A 15,503-nucleotide genomic window follows, 5' to 3' on the forward strand; every position below is an offset into this window, starting at 1 on the left:
TATTCCTTAATTTATTAAATTTCGAAATGTAAACCCTTTAAATTTTTACTATGAAGTAAAAACAGATGAACGAATCCATATTCTCATCTCATATATATTTTTTGAATGAATCATAACCTATTTTCAGCAAAGGTTGCCTTTGTGAATTTAAACCCGCTTGTCTGACAATGACGTTTTCTTTTTCGGCGATTGCCTTTCCGATAACCGTGAACTTGCAGGGATATCTGCCGGATTTGCCGGTCGAAGAAAGACCTTCAAAACGCGATGCTGTATCTGATATTGCATCTGATATTGCGTTTTCATTGAATTTTTTGAACAATTCCTCAACAAGAGAAAGCTTGCCTGCAGGAATCGTAAACAGCAATTCATAATCGCCGCCCGTATAAAGCGCCTCATGAATCAACAAATCACGCGCTTGTGCTGCAATTTGTTCGTCAGTAAAATTTGTTTCGTTTTGATCGTTTTGTTTGTATTGATTGTTTTTCAAATGATTTGAAAGGATTTCCAAAGCCTCGCCGTCTTGCGGAAGACTTTGTTCATCAATTTCAAAGAAGACACCCGAAAGTGCCGATAATTCGTAAACGGATGATGCCAAGCCGTCGCTTGTGTCAATCATTGAATTGACGGCGCCGCTTTTTGCAAGCATCATGCCTTCGAAAATGCGCGGAAACGGCTCGGTCAAATTTTTCAAAAAGGAATCCGAAACCGAAATCGAATCCAAACCGGAATCCGAAATTGAATTCGAAACCGCAGTCGAATCCGAAGTTGAATCCGCAGTCGAATCCGCAGTCGAATCCGAAACCGATTCGCCGGCTTCAACGCGAATATTTATTTCATTCAGCAAAACGGAAAGAGCAACGCCGGCAGAACCGGGAAAACCGGTTGCGCAAAGAAGATCGCCGGGGCGCGCATTTTTCCGCAAAATCAGATTTTTGTTTTCGGTAATGCCGATGACGGTTCCCGTAATTGTTAATTCGTCATTGAATTCGGTGTCGCCGCCGATCACTTCCGCGCCGAAAAATGAAACACATTCCTGAATCCCGCGCGCGAGTTCTTCCGCATTTTCAAGCGTAAATCCGCGCGGCAGACCTGCCGAAAAAAGAAAAGCAATCGGCTTTGACCCCATCGCCGCCAAATCACTTAAATTAACCGCTGCCGCCATCCATCCTTTTTGCCAAAGCGTCATTCCGCTCGGAAAATCAGTTGATTCGCGAACCGAATCCGTACTGAACGTGAGCGATTCAGCCGACAGATTTTGAGCAAAAGAATCTAAGCGCAAAGCGGCGCAGTCATCAAATTCCGAGCCGGAAAGAATCGGTTTGTTTTTCAGCCGAAAAACATCAGAAAAAACGCGAATAAAATCTTTTTCCGTCGGAAGATCGCTCACGATGACACCCAAATCCATTTTTGATAAAAATTAAAAATTATGACAAATTTTCTGAAAATACGAATACAGAAATTCATTCGTCCGCTGTTATTTACGGAAAAAAATCTTAATCAAATTACGTTAAATGATATCTGATACTTGATATTTAAAGTTGTTTGAGTTTTCGATCAAAATTGGTTTGAACACTCACGATTAATGGAATAAACGAATAAAGAAGACTCAAATTTATGGATTTGACTACCAGCTGAATTGAAATGAAATTGAATTGAAACTCGAACGAAAAACAATCGCCTCAATGCGGGATGTTTCGGGTTTTGGTTTGTGTGGAACGAGGGGTTCGTGCCGTTTTGATAAAATGTTTTTGTGACGCGAATCAATTTTTCGTTCGAGAACAAAAAGTAAAGCCGCCGATATATTAAATCAATTACTTAAACTTCAATTCAGACTGAAGTTAACGGTTTTTAACAAAAATAGCCGCCGCGCGCGAGCTGCTCCGTTTTTCGTGTAAGATTTTCAAACATGACCAACATTTTAATTTTTTCACAATGAAACCCAAACATCCGATTTCCAAAATCGGTGAACCTGAACGCCCGATAAAACCCGAATCTTAAATGTTTTAGATTTGGAGAAAAGAAGGCGTTTCGTTTTTGAAAATTTAGATAAAACCGATGTTTCAGTTGAATTTAAAAATGAATGAAAAATCAAAAACCTTCTGCTTTTCAGGTGCGAGCTGACCCGGATGAGCCTGCCAATCTGCGACTGTCTTTTACGGTGCCACTGCGAGTCAAGCTTGTGTTGCCGCTTGCGTCTGCTCATTTTTATCGTAATCCGTTGGCATTAAATTTTGCTCGGCTTCGCCTCACAAAATTTCAGGTTGCAGCGGGAGGGTGGTGTTTGTCTGCAGCGGGAGGGTGTTTCCGGTTCCGCCGTCAGTCAGATTCGCATTGCTGCTGCTGCCGGCAGCAGAGACCGCCGCCGCGCGCGAACCGCACAAATTTAAAAAATGATCAAAAAAGAAAATGCATCTTTCAAAAAAATGAAAACGAATCATACATTTTTGATTAAAAATGGCGGAAAGACGAAAAAAACAATAAAAGAAGAGAATAAAAAAGAGTAGTCCCGAACGGATTCGAACCGTTGTCACCGGCTCCAAAGGCCGGAATGATTGACCACTACACTACGGGACTCTTGCGAATGAATGAGAAAGGCAACGCTGACATAAAAAGATTTTGATATGAAAAAGCGTTAAAAAAAGAAAGGCGGAGCAAAGTTTCCTTTGCCCCTGATTTGATATTCGACTTAGCAGAGTCTTAACGAATATCAATTGGATTCGTTTGGACAGGTTTTGAGTGTTTTTGGATTTTTGGAGTTTTAAATTTTTAGAGTTTTAATGAGTCGGTTCTGACAAATAAAACATTAAAACAAACTAAAACGAATATTAAAACTCGGTAACGAATCTGCGCGCCATGTAAAGTGCAGCGATACCGATGATGATGATAAAAATCATCCAAGTGATATCGGCCGCCGGAACAATACCGGCCCACATTTCGTTATAAGCTTCCATTGCTGCTTCTGTTTGTACCATTTATGACACCTCCGATTAACAGGCTTGTACCGCCTTTTCTTTTCCGAAGTCTGTGATGACATACTTGTGCAGTAAGAAATCCTTCTTATAGATGCCTTCTGTATCCACTTTCTGTTCAATATCAGTCAACATTCCGCCGGACGCCAATTCAATAATATCGAAATTGATCAAATCACGTTCGTAATTGCCGCCCATATTGTATTCTTTGAAAATCATTTCAACAATTTCATAATTCCAATGAGGTTGACCGTCATTGAAGATTTCCAAAAGTCTGATTTTAAGAGGTCTTTCGCTCATTTTATTCACCTCTCAAGCTGGACATACCGTCCGTGCTTTCAGTAAACATCAGCATACTGCCGATAACACAAAGGACGCCACCGATGATGATTGCCCAGCCGGGGGATGTTCCGAAGAACAGGAAAACGAAGACAACGGCACAAAGACCGTACAAGTTTCCGATACCCTGGCCGCGACCGACACCGATAAGCGGGAATGATTTGTACCAAGTCACATAACAGAAACCGAAAGTGATACCTGCAAACATCAAAACGACAAGGACCAACGGGTCAAAGATCTGAAGCGCGTAAGTAATCAACGGGAAACCGAGGAGTGAAAGAACCGGAATCACAATGATCCACCAGTAACCGGCTTCAGCAATGAAACGAATCGTAAGCGCAGAGTCGGGTTCAGCCAAGTCAAGACCTTTTCCGGCAACAGCACCTTCAAGACCCCAACAGAGGGCAGCCATCAAACCGCCGAGGTAACCGAACCACTGAACACTTCCGGTCGCCAATTCAGAAACAAGACCGCCGGCATAGATGGAAATACCTCCGGCAACAATAACAATAATACCGGCAGCGGCACGCTTAGAGATTTTCTCGCCGTACCAGAGACGGGCAACAGTTGCGCCGACGACCGGATACAGCAAACCGGCAACAGCCGAGAAAGCGGCACCGATGAATCCCATAGCCAAGTAAGAACCAAAAACCGCCATCATACCGCAGGCACCTGCGAGGAAGAACCATTTGGAACATTTCCTGAAGTCAAGAATCGTACGCTTCAATTCTTTCAATTTATGCTTGCCGAGAACTGCATTCCATACAAGTAATGCAATAACGCAAGTCAAAGCATTTAACGCCGTAATTAAAACAGCTACAATCACCAATGACATGGAGTCGCCGTGTGTTGCTGCAATCGCAGCAGACATATCATCAAAAGGATTTAAAACCCAAATTGCAGTACCTGGGAGGTACCAAATACCCCAAAATACGGCGCAGAAAAGCGCCCACATATAACCGTATTTAAATTTACGGCTTCTTTCTTTTGATCTAAGTTCGTCTAAAGAGACCACATTTTCAACCATAGATATTTCTCCTGAAATATATTCGCCCACACACACTTTTAGCGACACCCCAAACAGGGTCTAATGGTCACCTTTTTGTTTTTCCGTTATTCGTGTCGGAAATTCCGAGAAGGAAAGAACACTGCAAATGAATTGATAAATTAAGTTTGTTCTTTCGAAAATAATAAATAAGGAAAATGAAAATCGGCAAAAGCGAACTTTTGCGAGTTTTTCAAATTCCATTAAAGTTAATCGTTGCAATCAATTCAACTGTCTGACTTTGTATCACACAGACGGTTTTGTTCTTTCTGTGCCCACCACCAAAGAGGTATGAATAATGCCAGCACGACGAAGCCGAGAAGTGTCGGAGCAATACCGATCGCAGGATCCGTTGCGTTGAGATAAACAATACCTACCAAGTACAAGACGAGGTTAACGAAAGCGAAAATCAATGCGACATATTTCCAGCCTTTGGGCGCCTTAAACGGTCTTTCCAAGTCCTTGAACTTCGGATCTGTTGCTGCTTTGTAGTATGCAAGTAAACTGATACCGTTTGCAAACACATAACCGAGTGCAGATGCAGACAAAATAGCTGCGGGTCCGCCGGATTCGTTTAAGAATGAGAAAGCCAAAATCAAGAAAACGTTGAAAAGCGCAATGATAACCATTGCTCTCATTGGTGTTCCTTTGGAGTTCACTTTTGCCAGATAGGAGGGAAGGTTTCCTTCCACAGCCATGGAGTGCATTGATCTTGCAGAGCCGTTAAAGGCAGTCTGAATAATCAAAACCATTGCAGCCACAAGCATGACGATTGCAATTAATGCGCCCCATTCTCCAAATACCTGAGTTGCCATCGGGAGAAGCGGAGAGACACGTGCTTCTTCGATTCCGGAAATGCCGAGCGTTCCTGTAACGGATGCCTGAACAAAAACGAAAGAGAACAAACAGATCAAACCGCAGGCGAAAAGCGCTTTCGGAACATCTGATTTCGGGTTCTTATATTCGGGGCCGTAAATAGCTGCCGTTTCCCAAGCACAAGCACTCCATTGAGCAGTCGCCATGATACCGAGGAAGACTAAGATATGTGAAAGACCCCAGTCCCAATCGGTCGGGAACCATGCTCCCGTGATATTTTCCACATGGAAGTCGCCCGTAAAGAACGGAGCAATTGTAATCACGAAAAGCGGAATTAATGAGAAGACGGCTAAAATGTAACCGACTGTCGCGCCGCTTGAAACGCCTCTGGCATTAATTAAAATAAGTGCGGCGAATATGAGAATTCCGGCACCGATCGAAAGAACGACGGGTGAAATACTTGCAAACGCAGGGATAAAAGTCGGCACAATACCGCTGAGATAATCGCCGATTAAGATAGAGTAAATTGCAAGCACGGGGTTCCATGCAAACCAATAACTCCAGGCACTGAATCCGCCGATAAATTTACCCATTTTAGTTCCTGCGCCGAACACTGTCTGTGCAAAACCCGGCAAACCTGATGCATTGGCAAATGTTGTTGCCATTTCACCGTAAGCCAAGTTCTGAATAAAGCCCTGCAATACTGAAAGACCCCATGCTACAATAGCAAAAGCCCAAAGAGTAACCGCAAAGGTACCTATTGACGGTAAAATCAATAAAGGCACACCGAGCGCAATTGCAAGACCTTGTTTCCAATCAATTGATCTTTGTAATGTACAATCACTGTCCACAAAACCACCTTTCTGGTTCCTAATAATTACAACAATGTCTGACAAACACCTCATAAAACAGAATCATTCAAACCGAATAATCGTTTCAAATGTTTATTTGAAACATATTTCATGAAATATGTGTTCAAAAATTTTGAAACGGAATTCAATTTATGATTGATTCCATAAAATCGGATAAGTATTGAAACGATGTCGGAAGAAGTAAATCTGTTACCTGATAAATCAGCTGTCGCTTACAGCCTCCGCTCATCCAATCATTTCTGTTTGTCTTTAAACCTCCGTATATTTTGCACGCATGTTTTTTACATCGCATACAAAATCGGGTGCGAAATTAAAAAATAAAGTTCAAGAGAATCGTTCTCTCGAAAATACCCCCATATTCTTGTGTGTAATAATTCAACGTGGTTGAAAAATCACAAGCTTTATTTTTTATAATTCCGACCGGTTAATTGATTATCCGTTCGGAAATTATCCGCGGCGTATAAATGGATAAAATCGTATATAGCATAACCGTTTGACACTTTCTCGAAAGTGACGAAAAATATGACAATCCTTGAAAAAAACGATTTGAAAGTAAATTACAAAAGGGTTAGAAAAATAGTTCATGATGACAAAATCCGAAAGAAACGGAAATTGTAAACAAATTTTAGAGATTAAATGAATTCAGTCGGATCTGTCAAAATATTCGGACATGAATTATTTTGAAAGGGAATTATTCTGATTCATCGCAAATAAATTTTTGATGCAATTTTTCATCAGAGTTTTTCATGATTTTTTGGTATGTTTTTGAAGAAAAATCAGAACTTTTACTCCTTTTTATCTCGATTTTCTGCAAATTTGTTTAATTTTTGCAAATTTTCCTCAAAATGAATAAATTTTGCCGAGATATCATTTTATTGCCGAAAACAACAATTCCGTTATTTAATTTTATGAATTTCTTTAGGCAAGCAATGCATAATATCTTCCTGTTAATAAAGCTTTAGATTTATATAGTTAAAACAGCATCTAAAATTAGAATCAAAATTTTACGTTGCTTGAATAATCTGGGGCAAAAACCACAGACCGCAAACATGGGGGTGTTTGCAGATTTGAGGTTTGCGACCATTTTGACAAATCAAGATTGTTCATTTAAAATTTGATTGTATATTGATATTTCAAAGAGTGACAAATATCAACAAAATCCATAACAATTGATGATGAACAATTAATAGATCAATTGAATGTCGAATTGATTTGAAAATAAGAAATATTGTAAATGTAAAAACGAAATTGACCGATTGATGCAATAAATCATGGAGGATTGCATCAATATCAGATTTAATTCAATATTATAATTCAATATTATGATTGATTTAATGATATATTTAGTAACAATTATTTTAAGTCATATTTGGGGGTCCGACTTTGAACAAACCACCTGTTACATTAACTTTAAGTGATATTGTCTGTCTTTCGGAAAAAAGACGGATGATTCTTTTGCTTCTCGGCAAAAAAGGGCATACGATCGATGAGTTCACTCAAAAAATGAATATGACTGCGCATTCGTTGGCACCTCAGTTAAAAACGCTGAGAGATGAAGAACTTATCGTATTGAAGGACGGTGTTTATGAGTTAACAAATATCGGTCATATTCTTGTTAAAAATATGTATCCGCTTTTTGAAACGATTGAAACTCTTGAAAAAGACCATCGTTACTGGTTCAGCCGAAACCTTTCAGTTATTCCGGGTGATTTGATGGAGCGTGTTCGTGAAATCGGCAACTACAAGCTTTTGGAATACGATATCAGTGAATACATGTTTGATGTTCCGGCGGAGTTCAGCGACAACTTCAAAAAATCAAAGTATGCGATGTGTCTTCTTTCCGTTTATCATCCGATTTACACTGAAATGTAGTTTGAGATGGCCGAATCCGGCAAGGAAATGACAATTATCGCGACGCCCAAGGTTTATGAAAGATTTGTAGAAGATCATGAAATACGCCTGAAAGAAATTATTCAAAAAGAAAATGTCACGTTTATGATATTGAACGATAAAGGTAATGCAATCGGCCCGTCCATGACGCTGACGGATGTTTTCACATACATTTATTTCTTCAACACAGACGGCGTTTACGACAACAAAATCATCGTCAGCACCGAAGACAGCACACGTTCGTGGGCAAAAGAGCTGTACAAATATTATAAAAAACAGTCAACAGCTCTTGACAGAGAAATTTGAAAAAGGAATTTGCCGCAAAACGGCGGTTCTTTTTTAATTTTAAAAACGATGATTCCAGTTATATTTACATTTTTAAAAACGACAGTTCGAATTTTTTGAGAGATCGGAGGAAGGTCGGCCGCGAGCAAAATTTAATGCCAACAGATTACGATAAAATGAGCAGGTGCAAGCAGCAGCGCAAACCTGATTGGCAGCGGCAACAGTAAAGACAGTTGCAGACGAGCAGGCTCAGCAGGCTCAGGCGGCAGTAAAAGACAGTTGCAATAAGGAACAAGCTGAAACAGAAAAGCAAACTCGTAAATTCAGCGGTTTTTTATTTTTCGTTTTGTATGGGAAGAATCCGCCAAGTCTCAATTCCCAACGCTATGCTACGGGAATTTCAACTTGCGGGGGCGGTAATTTGCCTTTTCAATCAGATTTGAAAAAGAATTGAAACATCGTTTTTCATCAAAATATTCAAAAACGGAACGCCTTTCTTTTAATAAAGTCTAAAAATTTAAGATAAGGGTTTTATCGGGCGTTCGGGTTCACCGACTTTGAACATTGGATGTTTAGGTTTCAATGTTGAAAAAACAAAAATAAAACAAAAACAAAAACAAAACCAAAATCAAAATCAGTTGAAATTCTAAAAACGATAACAAATATTTTTATAAAATTCTTTCATATTCTATTCAATAATAAATGAAAATATTTTATAAAACAAATGAGAGAATTTAAATGATTTTTTACAAAAAACCGACAACGTTTTTCACAGTTCTTTTAATCGCTGCTTGCCTGTTTTCCGGCTGTTTAAGCGATCCGATCATCGGTTCCTGGTCCGGCACTGAAACGGAAACAATCATTATTTTTGACTCGGCTAAGACTTACCAAGTCGAAATCGGTTTATTCAAAACGTCGGGCGAATGGGAAAAATCAGGCGATGTCTATGCTTTATATTATGACGGAATTCGTGTCGGCACAGCCGAGTTTGAAGGAAACAAGCTTCACGTTGAATTCGGTTCCGGTTTGCTCAGTGTTTCCGAAAATTTTGTAAAACAGTGATCTGCAAGCGTATATATTAATGAATATGTTTTTATACTGTTGAGTATTTTTAATATCCACCGAATATTTCGTTCATTCGGCTTCTATATTCAAAAAATATTTGAGGGGATACTATTATCAAGAAAACCTTAATTGCATCAGCTTTAGTTCTTATTTTAGCAGCCTGCATGTTCTCCGGATGTCTCGGAAACAGCATTACAGGCACATGGAAAAGTGACGATTCAAGCGCAACAATCACCATCAACAAAGACGGCACTTACGTCGCATCGATGGGCGTCGTTGAATTGAAAGGCGACTGGGTCGAAGACGGCGACAATTATGCATTCTATTTCCAAGGTGCCAAAATCGGCTCTGCCGCATTCGAAGACAAGAAACTCCGCGTTACACTCGGATCCGGTCTTTTGAACATTTCAGGAACATTTACAAAACAGTAAACGGTTTTTAAATAAATTTTAAATATTATTTTTATTCGTCCGAATTTTTCGGATGAATATTATTTTCCTTTTTTGAATTTTTCTGAGCTTTTAATTTGATGTTCATATTTTGTTTATTTTTCCTTTCTCTAATCTTTCTTAGCAACATGATTTTAAATATTATTATACATTATTTATCCTGATTGTGAGATTCTCTCAATATCTTATACAGATATTTACAATTCTAGGTCCAATAGTATGAACGAGAAACCCAAGTGCCAAGTATTTACACCTAATCATATTGCAGAAAAAATGCTTGATTTAGCTGGCTATTCTCATGACTTGTTTAATAAGAGAGTATTGGAGAATTCATGCGGGGACGGTAATATTCTTGTTCCTGTTATTAAAAGATATATTGAAGACTCTATGTTTTGCAATAAAACAATTGAAGAAATCAAAGAAGGATTAGAATCTAACATTTGTGGAGTTGAAATTGATAAGGTGCAATACAAAAAATGTTTAATTAATTTAAACAAAGTTGCCCGTTCGTATGATTTAAAACATATAAATTGGAATCTCGTTAATGATGATTCTTTATTATCCGAAGAATTATCTTCAAATCTCATAAATTTTGATTTTGTTATTGGTAATCCTCCCTATATTATGTATCGGGAGTTAGATGAAAATATCCGTTCTTCTTTAAAAGAACATTTTGTCACTTGTAAAAAGGGGAAATTTGATTATTGTTATGCCTTTATCGAGGCTGGTATTAAGTCGTTGTCTAACAACGGTAAACTTGTCTATATAATTCCAAATAGCATCTTTAAAAATGTTTTTGGTGATAATTTAAGAGAATATATGTTGCCAAATTTGAAATCGATTCACGATTATACTTCTTCAAAACAGTTTAATAAAACAATTACATCCTCGGCAATCATTGTTGTTGATAAGGGATATTCTTCCGAATATATACAATATTTTGATATCCTGTCAAATAATAAATTTAAGATATATAAAGGAAATTTAAATGGGAAATGGATTTTTTCGAAGTCTATTGAATCTGACACTGATGGCAAAAACAGATTCGGTGAATATTTTAAAGTTGCAAATACAGTTGCAACCCTTTTAAATAAAGTATTCGTGATAGATGAGTATAAAGAAGAGACGGATTATCTTATTTTGAAAGATGAATCTTTGATTGAAAAATCAATTACAAGAGCTACTGCAAGTCCTAAGTCTTTACGTTTTTCTAAAGCAGAACGTATTATTTTTCCATATTAGTATAAAAACAATAAACTAATCAAAATCGACGAAACAACTTTGAAAGATTTTTATCCAATGGCATATCAATACTTGTTAAACAACAAAGATAAATTGGATCAACGAAAATCTGACTCCAGTGTTTCATGGTTTGAATATGGACGCACACAAGCTTTAGAATATATGAATTCAGAAAAATTATTATTGTCGACATTAGTAACAAATGAAGTTCAAGTTTATCATCTTAGCCAAGAGTGCATTCCTTATTCCGGTATCTATATTGAATCCATTAGTGATTATTCATTGAATGATGCAGAAAAGATTTTAAAAACCTCTGACTTCGAAGATTATGTCTCTAAAATTGGTATTAATGCAAGTGGTAATTCTAAAAGAATTACAAGTAAAGACATTGCGAATTATTACTTTGAGGAAATTGTATGAGTAAAATTAGCTTCCAAGTAAGTGCGAAAGCAGCTCGATTAATTGGTCGTGAAAGCATTGCTGATGTCGATGGTGCAATTATCGAGTTAGTAAAAAATTCTTATGATGCAGATGCAAGTTGCGTTTTTATTAAGTTTTTAATGCCTTTTCCTTCTGTTCCTTCAAAAATTAATGTTTCCCAGCTTTACTCTCATTTCTCAGAAGATGAACGCAATTCTCTCTTTAAATTTTATGATAAAAATGGAGACATCTTTTCTAAAAAAGCTGATTTATCAAGAGAAGATAGCTCTTTAATCGAATCAATTTTTTTCTCTAAAAATGTGATCATTCTTGCAGATAACGGTCATGGTATGACCTATTCTACACTTTCAGATACTTGGATGAGTATCGGGACAAGTGATAAGGAATTTAATATCTATAGTCCAAATGGTCGAATAAAAACAGGTGCCAAGGGAATTGGAAGGTTTGCTTTAGATAAACTTTCTGTTATTACCAAACTTTATACTAAAAATGAACTTGATGACTTTTATTACTGGGATATAGATTGGAATCAGTTTGCAAATGTGCAATTATTAAGTCAGGTAGAAGCAAATTTGGAAAAAATGGACATTGCTTTAATTGATAAATTAAAAGAATTAATTGGCGATGATTTTTCATATGTTGAAAATGAATGTTGGGATACTGGTTCGATTTTTATTCTTTCTCCGACCCGAGAATCTTGGAGTAATCGTTTGTTTAATAAGGTCAATACTAATTTGAAAAGTTTGAATCCTTTGGGTTCAATTGACTCATTTAATGTGTATGTTGTTAATAATTATTTTAAAGAGTTTAATTATACTAGCAAAGATTTGAGTATTGTCGAGTCTTTATTTGATTATCGCATTCAGGCGAAATATGATGGGGATAAATCAATTTTCTTTTCAATGTATCGAAATGAAATTAATACAAAATTAAACAATATTGAATTAAAAATTAATAATTCCATTCATTCATTTCCTTTAGAAGATTTTTGGGCAAGGAAAGCATTTCAATCTCCTTCTTTTTATAAAGATGATTATCATGGGATAATTAATAATTCTTTAATAGTTACAGATTTCTTAGGGGACGAGCTTGAAAAAATTCAACAAATTGGAAGTTTTGAACTTGATTTCTATTTTTTGAAAAATGCTAAAAGTACTGTTGAGATTGTTAATGATATTAACGTAAGAGGGCGCAAAAACCTTTTAGAAAATTTTTCTGGAATTAAATTATATCGAGATAATTTTAAAGTCCGTCCTTATGGTGATGATGGGGCTTTATATGATTGGTTGAGTTTGGGAGAACGTGTAATTAAAAGTCCTGCGGCTGCTTCGCATGATAGTGGTATGTGGAGAGTCAGTCCTAATCAATTGATCGGCAGTGTTAAAATTAGTCGAATCGAAAACAGTGTTTTAGAGGACATGGCTAATCGAGAAGGATTGACTTTAAATGAATATTATTATATTTTTATCGATATTCTTCAAAAATTAGTGGAAATATTTGAATCCGACAGGCAATATATTTTCAGAGAGTTTGCTGAATGGAAAAATGAAATTAAGAAATCTTTCGACACCACGGGTACTGTCGTTGATTCTGTTGTTAAGAAAAAAGAGAAAAAAAAGTCTAAGAAAACTACTTCAAATTCGGGTGGAAATAATTCTGAGGATGATACTGGTAATCAAGAATATAGTAATGCAGAATATGAGGATGCAGTTTATCAATTATATACAAAATCTCAAGAGTTTGAAAAGACCCTCCAAATTTTAATGGCGTTCAGCTCTTCGGGAATTATAACTAACACTTTTGCACATGAAATTCGTAGAATACAAACAGAATTTACAACGATGGACAGTCAATTAAAGGCTTCGATTGATTATATTCTTGATTATAATGAGTTTACAGGTGATGAAGATTTCAATCCTTATGTTGATTTAGAAACAACTGAAAAAATGAATCAATTATTGGGTAGTTGGATTGGAATTATTATGGATGCAGTAGAGAAAGAAAATTTTGAGAAGAAGGATGTACATTTGGATGACTTTGTTAACAAAATCCTTGATTCTTGGAAGCCTTTAATGGCAAAAAAAGCAATAACATTTGAATATACTCCTTTACAAGATGTTGATTCTATTATTCCAATCTCCGAAGTTGATTTATATCTTCTTTTTAATAATTTCTTCTTGAATTCAGCATGGTTCTTAGAAAGTGCAAGTTCTGGCATCAAAAAAATTTCGATTAGTTTTAATATTCAGTCTTCTTTCATCGTAATACAATTAAAGAATAATGGTTCTCCTTTAAATGCAGTCTTCAAAAACAATCCTAATATCATTTTTGAAGCAGGTGTTACATCGAAACCCAATGAAAGTAGTACCGGGTTGGGGCTTTGGATTTGTAAAGAAGTTGTTAAAAGAAATAATGGTGAAATTCATTGTTTAAACATAGATGATGGTTTTTCAATAGAAATTAAACTTCCACTTTGAGGGGGTCATGTTTTGTACACCATTGGGTTAATCGACGAAGAAGAAGATCAATTAAGAAAAATAAGAAAGACAATCAAATCAAATCTTCAGCATCTGCCATCCCTGAATGAGCAAAAAATTGACTTTAAATCTTATGACTTGAATGATGACGGCAATTTGATTGTTCATCAAGCTATTGGGGAAGTTATTAATGATGTTAAAGAAAACCTCATTCATGGTTTAATTATTGACTACAAGCTTATTGCTAAATCAGGCAGTGCAAAAGGTACAGATATTTATGATGGTCTTAAAACTATCATCTCTGAATTTCCTACTGTTATTCTCACTGAAATTATTGAAGACTGTTTAAAAGTGGATTTTGTTGATCCTGATAAAGTATATCGTAAAATTGATTTTTTTAATGCTAATAGTGAATACTCAGTTGAGAAAACAGCTAATATTTTTCGTAATATGGAGCGATATGTTAACCAGCGTGAAAGTTTGGAGTCGAATTTGGAGCATATTAAAGAAATAATGGCTTCTGATAATTCTCAAGAAATAGTTGACGAATTAATAAAAGTTGAAACAAGTTTAGATAATTTTGTTCCGTTGCATCAAAGTCATATTGATAAAGCGGTTGACTCTGGTAAATTAAAAGAGATTTTAGAGTTAATTCATGAAATTAATAAATCGTTGGAGTAATGAAATGACTCAATATGTATTTCGGAAATTTAAAATAAGTCGAACATGTTCTAAAAATTTTGTAGATTATACAAGTTATCGCTCTTACCTTAAAGAAGATTTTCATCATCGTTGTGCATATTGCAATTTACTTGATACAGCAATTACCACACCATTTGAAATCGACCACTATATCCCTGAAAAAATTTTTAAAGATGTTAGGCCCGAATTGAAATATGAGTATGCTAATTTAATGTACTCGTGTAAAAAATGTAATGGTGCAAAGCTTCATCAATATGATGGAGATGGTACATGTTCTTCAATTGTTAATGAGTTATTTTATGATCCATCCACGGTTGATCTCAATAATTATTTCTATCGAAATGAATATGGGACTATTTCTTCGGACGATCCTAAAGGATTGAAGATGATTAATCTATTGCATTTACACCGCTCTATCCATAATATGGCATGGATTTGTGAAGAAATTGACCAAACATTAGACCGAATTAATTCCAAATTGAAAAATCCTTCGAATGTCACCCCCGAATTAATTAAATCTAAACAAATTTTATCTGATTATTCTCTTCTTTGCAAACAAGTTTTTATTTCAAATTATAATAATTCAAATTTTTCATTATAATTACTTCACTTTTTCAAATCCGTTTTTCAAAAAATCATCTTTTAACGCTTCAATTTCCTTACAATTTTCCAAATGCAGCGCAAATATCCCGAAACACGGTTTAACGTATTGGAAATACAAATTTTCACCCGTAATTCCGACAGGAAACGGTCTTGACCCTTTCAATAAAATTCCGAGCAATTCATAACCGCCCGGAACAAACCAAACCTCATCCGATTTTTCCAAAATCAATTCTTCACATTCCGAAAGCGTCATTTCGCTGCCGATAATGATGATTTCCAGATTTTTAATACAAACCATAAAAACTCCA

The 15,503-nt window shown here is 36.2% G+C and carries 17 protein-coding genes and 1 tRNA gene; 11 read left to right on the forward strand and 7 right to left on the reverse strand.

Features of this window, described 5'->3' with window-relative positions; genetic code table 11:
• Positions 1-88 precede the first annotated feature (88 nt).
• Entirely contained in the window at positions 89-1,387 is a 1,299-nt protein-coding gene (locus MmiHf6_RS05750; RefSeq protein WP_316556848.1) for a thiamine-phosphate kinase, read from the reverse strand.
• Between the two features lie 723 nt (positions 1,388-2,110).
• Between MmiHf6_RS05750 and MmiHf6_RS05755 the strand changes: the two genes are divergently transcribed.
• Positions 2,111-2,452 carry a hypothetical protein gene (locus tag MmiHf6_RS05755; RefSeq protein WP_316556849.1) on the forward strand — a complete coding sequence of 114 codons (342 nt, stop codon included), beginning with the start codon at positions 2,111-2,113 and terminating at the stop codon, positions 2,450-2,452.
• A 49-nt stretch (positions 2,453-2,501) separates the two neighbouring features.
• On the opposite strand, the gene MmiHf6_RS05760 is transcribed toward MmiHf6_RS05755, so the two are convergent.
• From MmiHf6_RS05760 to MmiHf6_RS05780, 5 genes are all read right to left on the reverse strand, one after another.
• Positions 2,502-2,574, reverse strand: a tRNA-Gln gene (locus MmiHf6_RS05760).
• A gap of 251 nt (positions 2,575-2,825) precedes the next feature.
• A complete protein-coding gene (locus MmiHf6_RS05765; protein WP_316556850.1) occupies positions 2,826-2,972 on the reverse strand; it encodes a hypothetical protein in 147 nt (48 codons plus the stop codon).
• A 15-nt stretch (positions 2,973-2,987) separates the two neighbouring features.
• Positions 2,988-3,269, reverse strand: coding sequence for a hypothetical protein (locus MmiHf6_RS05770; protein WP_316556851.1), 282 nt, complete (start codon positions 3,267-3,269; stop codon positions 2,988-2,990).
• Between the two features lies 1 nt (position 3,270).
• Positions 3,271-4,335: a DMT family transporter gene (locus tag MmiHf6_RS05775; protein WP_420891299.1), complete on the reverse strand. Its 1,065-nt coding sequence runs from the start codon at positions 4,333-4,335 to the stop codon at positions 3,271-3,273.
• Positions 4,336-4,580: 245 nt separating this feature from the next.
• The gene (locus MmiHf6_RS05780) at positions 4,581-6,020 is read right to left on the reverse strand and encodes an APC family permease (protein ID WP_316556852.1); all 1,440 of its coding nucleotides are present in this window, start codon (positions 6,018-6,020) and stop codon (positions 4,581-4,583) included.
• A 1,404-nt stretch (positions 6,021-7,424) separates the two neighbouring features.
• Between MmiHf6_RS05780 and MmiHf6_RS05785 the strand changes: the two genes are divergently transcribed.
• The 10 genes from MmiHf6_RS05785 (at position 7,425) to MmiHf6_RS05830 (ending at position 15,193) form a co-directional block, all read left to right on the forward strand.
• Positions 7,425-7,913 carry a helix-turn-helix transcriptional regulator gene (locus MmiHf6_RS05785; RefSeq protein WP_316556853.1) on the forward strand — a complete coding sequence of 163 codons (489 nt, stop codon included), beginning with the start codon at positions 7,425-7,427 and terminating at the stop codon, positions 7,911-7,913.
• 6 nt (positions 7,914-7,919) lie between these two features.
• Positions 7,920-8,237, forward strand: a complete 318-nt coding sequence (locus MmiHf6_RS05790) for a transcriptional regulator FilR1 domain-containing protein (protein ID WP_478219598.1) — start codon at positions 7,920-7,922, stop codon at positions 8,235-8,237.
• A gap of 187 nt (positions 8,238-8,424) precedes the next feature.
• Positions 8,425-8,670 carry a hypothetical protein gene (locus MmiHf6_RS05795; RefSeq protein ID WP_316556855.1) on the forward strand — a complete coding sequence of 82 codons (246 nt, stop codon included), beginning with the start codon at positions 8,425-8,427 and terminating at the stop codon, positions 8,668-8,670.
• Between the two features lie 284 nt (positions 8,671-8,954).
• The gene (locus MmiHf6_RS05800; protein WP_316556856.1) at positions 8,955-9,278 is read left to right on the forward strand and encodes a hypothetical protein; all 324 of its coding nucleotides are present in this window, start codon (positions 8,955-8,957) and stop codon (positions 9,276-9,278) included.
• A 167-nt stretch (positions 9,279-9,445) separates the two neighbouring features.
• Positions 9,446-9,712, forward strand: coding sequence for a hypothetical protein (locus MmiHf6_RS05805; protein WP_316556857.1), 267 nt, complete (start codon positions 9,446-9,448; stop codon positions 9,710-9,712).
• A gap of 237 nt (positions 9,713-9,949) precedes the next feature.
• Complete coding sequence (locus MmiHf6_RS05810; protein WP_316556858.1) at positions 9,950-10,972, forward strand: Eco57I restriction-modification methylase domain-containing protein; 1,023 nt, start codon at positions 9,950-9,952, stop codon at positions 10,970-10,972.
• 57 nt (positions 10,973-11,029) lie between these two features.
• Positions 11,030-11,392: a hypothetical protein gene (locus tag MmiHf6_RS05815; protein WP_316556859.1), complete on the forward strand. Its 363-nt coding sequence runs from the start codon at positions 11,030-11,032 to the stop codon at positions 11,390-11,392.
• Positions 11,389-13,890 carry an ATP-binding protein gene (locus MmiHf6_RS05820; protein ID WP_316556860.1) on the forward strand — a complete coding sequence of 834 codons (2,502 nt, stop codon included), beginning with the start codon at positions 11,389-11,391 and terminating at the stop codon, positions 13,888-13,890. The genes MmiHf6_RS05815 and MmiHf6_RS05820 overlap by 4 nt, the downstream gene beginning before the upstream one ends.
• 12 nt (positions 13,891-13,902) lie before the next feature.
• A complete protein-coding gene (locus tag MmiHf6_RS05825; protein ID WP_316556861.1) occupies positions 13,903-14,571 on the forward strand; it encodes a hypothetical protein in 669 nt (222 codons plus the stop codon).
• A 4-nt stretch (positions 14,572-14,575) separates the two neighbouring features.
• Positions 14,576-15,193 (forward strand): HNH endonuclease, encoded by a 618-nt coding sequence (locus MmiHf6_RS05830; protein ID WP_316556862.1) that lies wholly within the window; start codon positions 14,576-14,578, stop codon positions 15,191-15,193.
• On the opposite strand, the gene MmiHf6_RS05835 is transcribed toward MmiHf6_RS05830, so the two are convergent.
• On the reverse strand, positions 15,194-15,493 hold the full coding sequence (locus MmiHf6_RS05835) for a DUF1894 domain-containing protein (protein WP_316556863.1): 300 nt from the start codon (positions 15,491-15,493) through the stop codon (positions 15,194-15,196). It abuts the gene before it with no gap.
• Positions 15,494-15,503: the final 10 nt, after the last annotated feature.

It is taken from the genome of Methanimicrococcus hongohii, assembly GCF_032594095.1.
In the GTDB taxonomy this organism is placed as follows: domain Archaea; phylum Halobacteriota; class Methanosarcinia; order Methanosarcinales; family Methanosarcinaceae; genus Methanimicrococcus; species Methanimicrococcus hongohii.

Coding starts and splice junctions, on each gene's coding strand:
- MmiHf6_RS05765 (WP_316556850.1), bottom strand. CDS start 2,972: ATGGTACAAACAGAAGCAGCAATGGAAGCTTATAACGAAATGTGGGCC.
- MmiHf6_RS05770 (WP_316556851.1), bottom strand. CDS start 3,269: ATGAGCGAAAGACCTCTTAAAATCAGACTTTTGGAAATCTTCAATGAC.
- MmiHf6_RS05775 (WP_420891299.1), bottom strand. CDS start 4,335: ATGGTTGAAAATGTGGTCTCTTTAGACGAACTTAGATCAAAAGAAAGA.
- MmiHf6_RS05790 (WP_478219598.1), top strand. CDS start 7,920: ATGGCCGAATCCGGCAAGGAAATGACAATTATCGCGACGCCCAAGGTT.
- MmiHf6_RS05800 (WP_316556856.1), top strand. CDS start 8,955: ATGATTTTTTACAAAAAACCGACAACGTTTTTCACAGTTCTTTTAATC.
- MmiHf6_RS05805 (WP_316556857.1), top strand. CDS start 9,446: ATGTTCTCCGGATGTCTCGGAAACAGCATTACAGGCACATGGAAAAGT.
- MmiHf6_RS05810 (WP_316556858.1), top strand. CDS start 9,950: ATGAACGAGAAACCCAAGTGCCAAGTATTTACACCTAATCATATTGCA.
- MmiHf6_RS05815 (WP_316556859.1), top strand. CDS start 11,030: ATGGCATATCAATACTTGTTAAACAACAAAGATAAATTGGATCAACGA.
- MmiHf6_RS05820 (WP_316556860.1), top strand. CDS start 11,389: ATGAGTAAAATTAGCTTCCAAGTAAGTGCGAAAGCAGCTCGATTAATT.
- MmiHf6_RS05830 (WP_316556862.1), top strand. CDS start 14,576: ATGACTCAATATGTATTTCGGAAATTTAAAATAAGTCGAACATGTTCT.
- MmiHf6_RS05835 (WP_316556863.1), bottom strand. CDS start 15,493: ATGGTTTGTATTAAAAATCTGGAAATCATCATTATCGGCAGCGAAATG.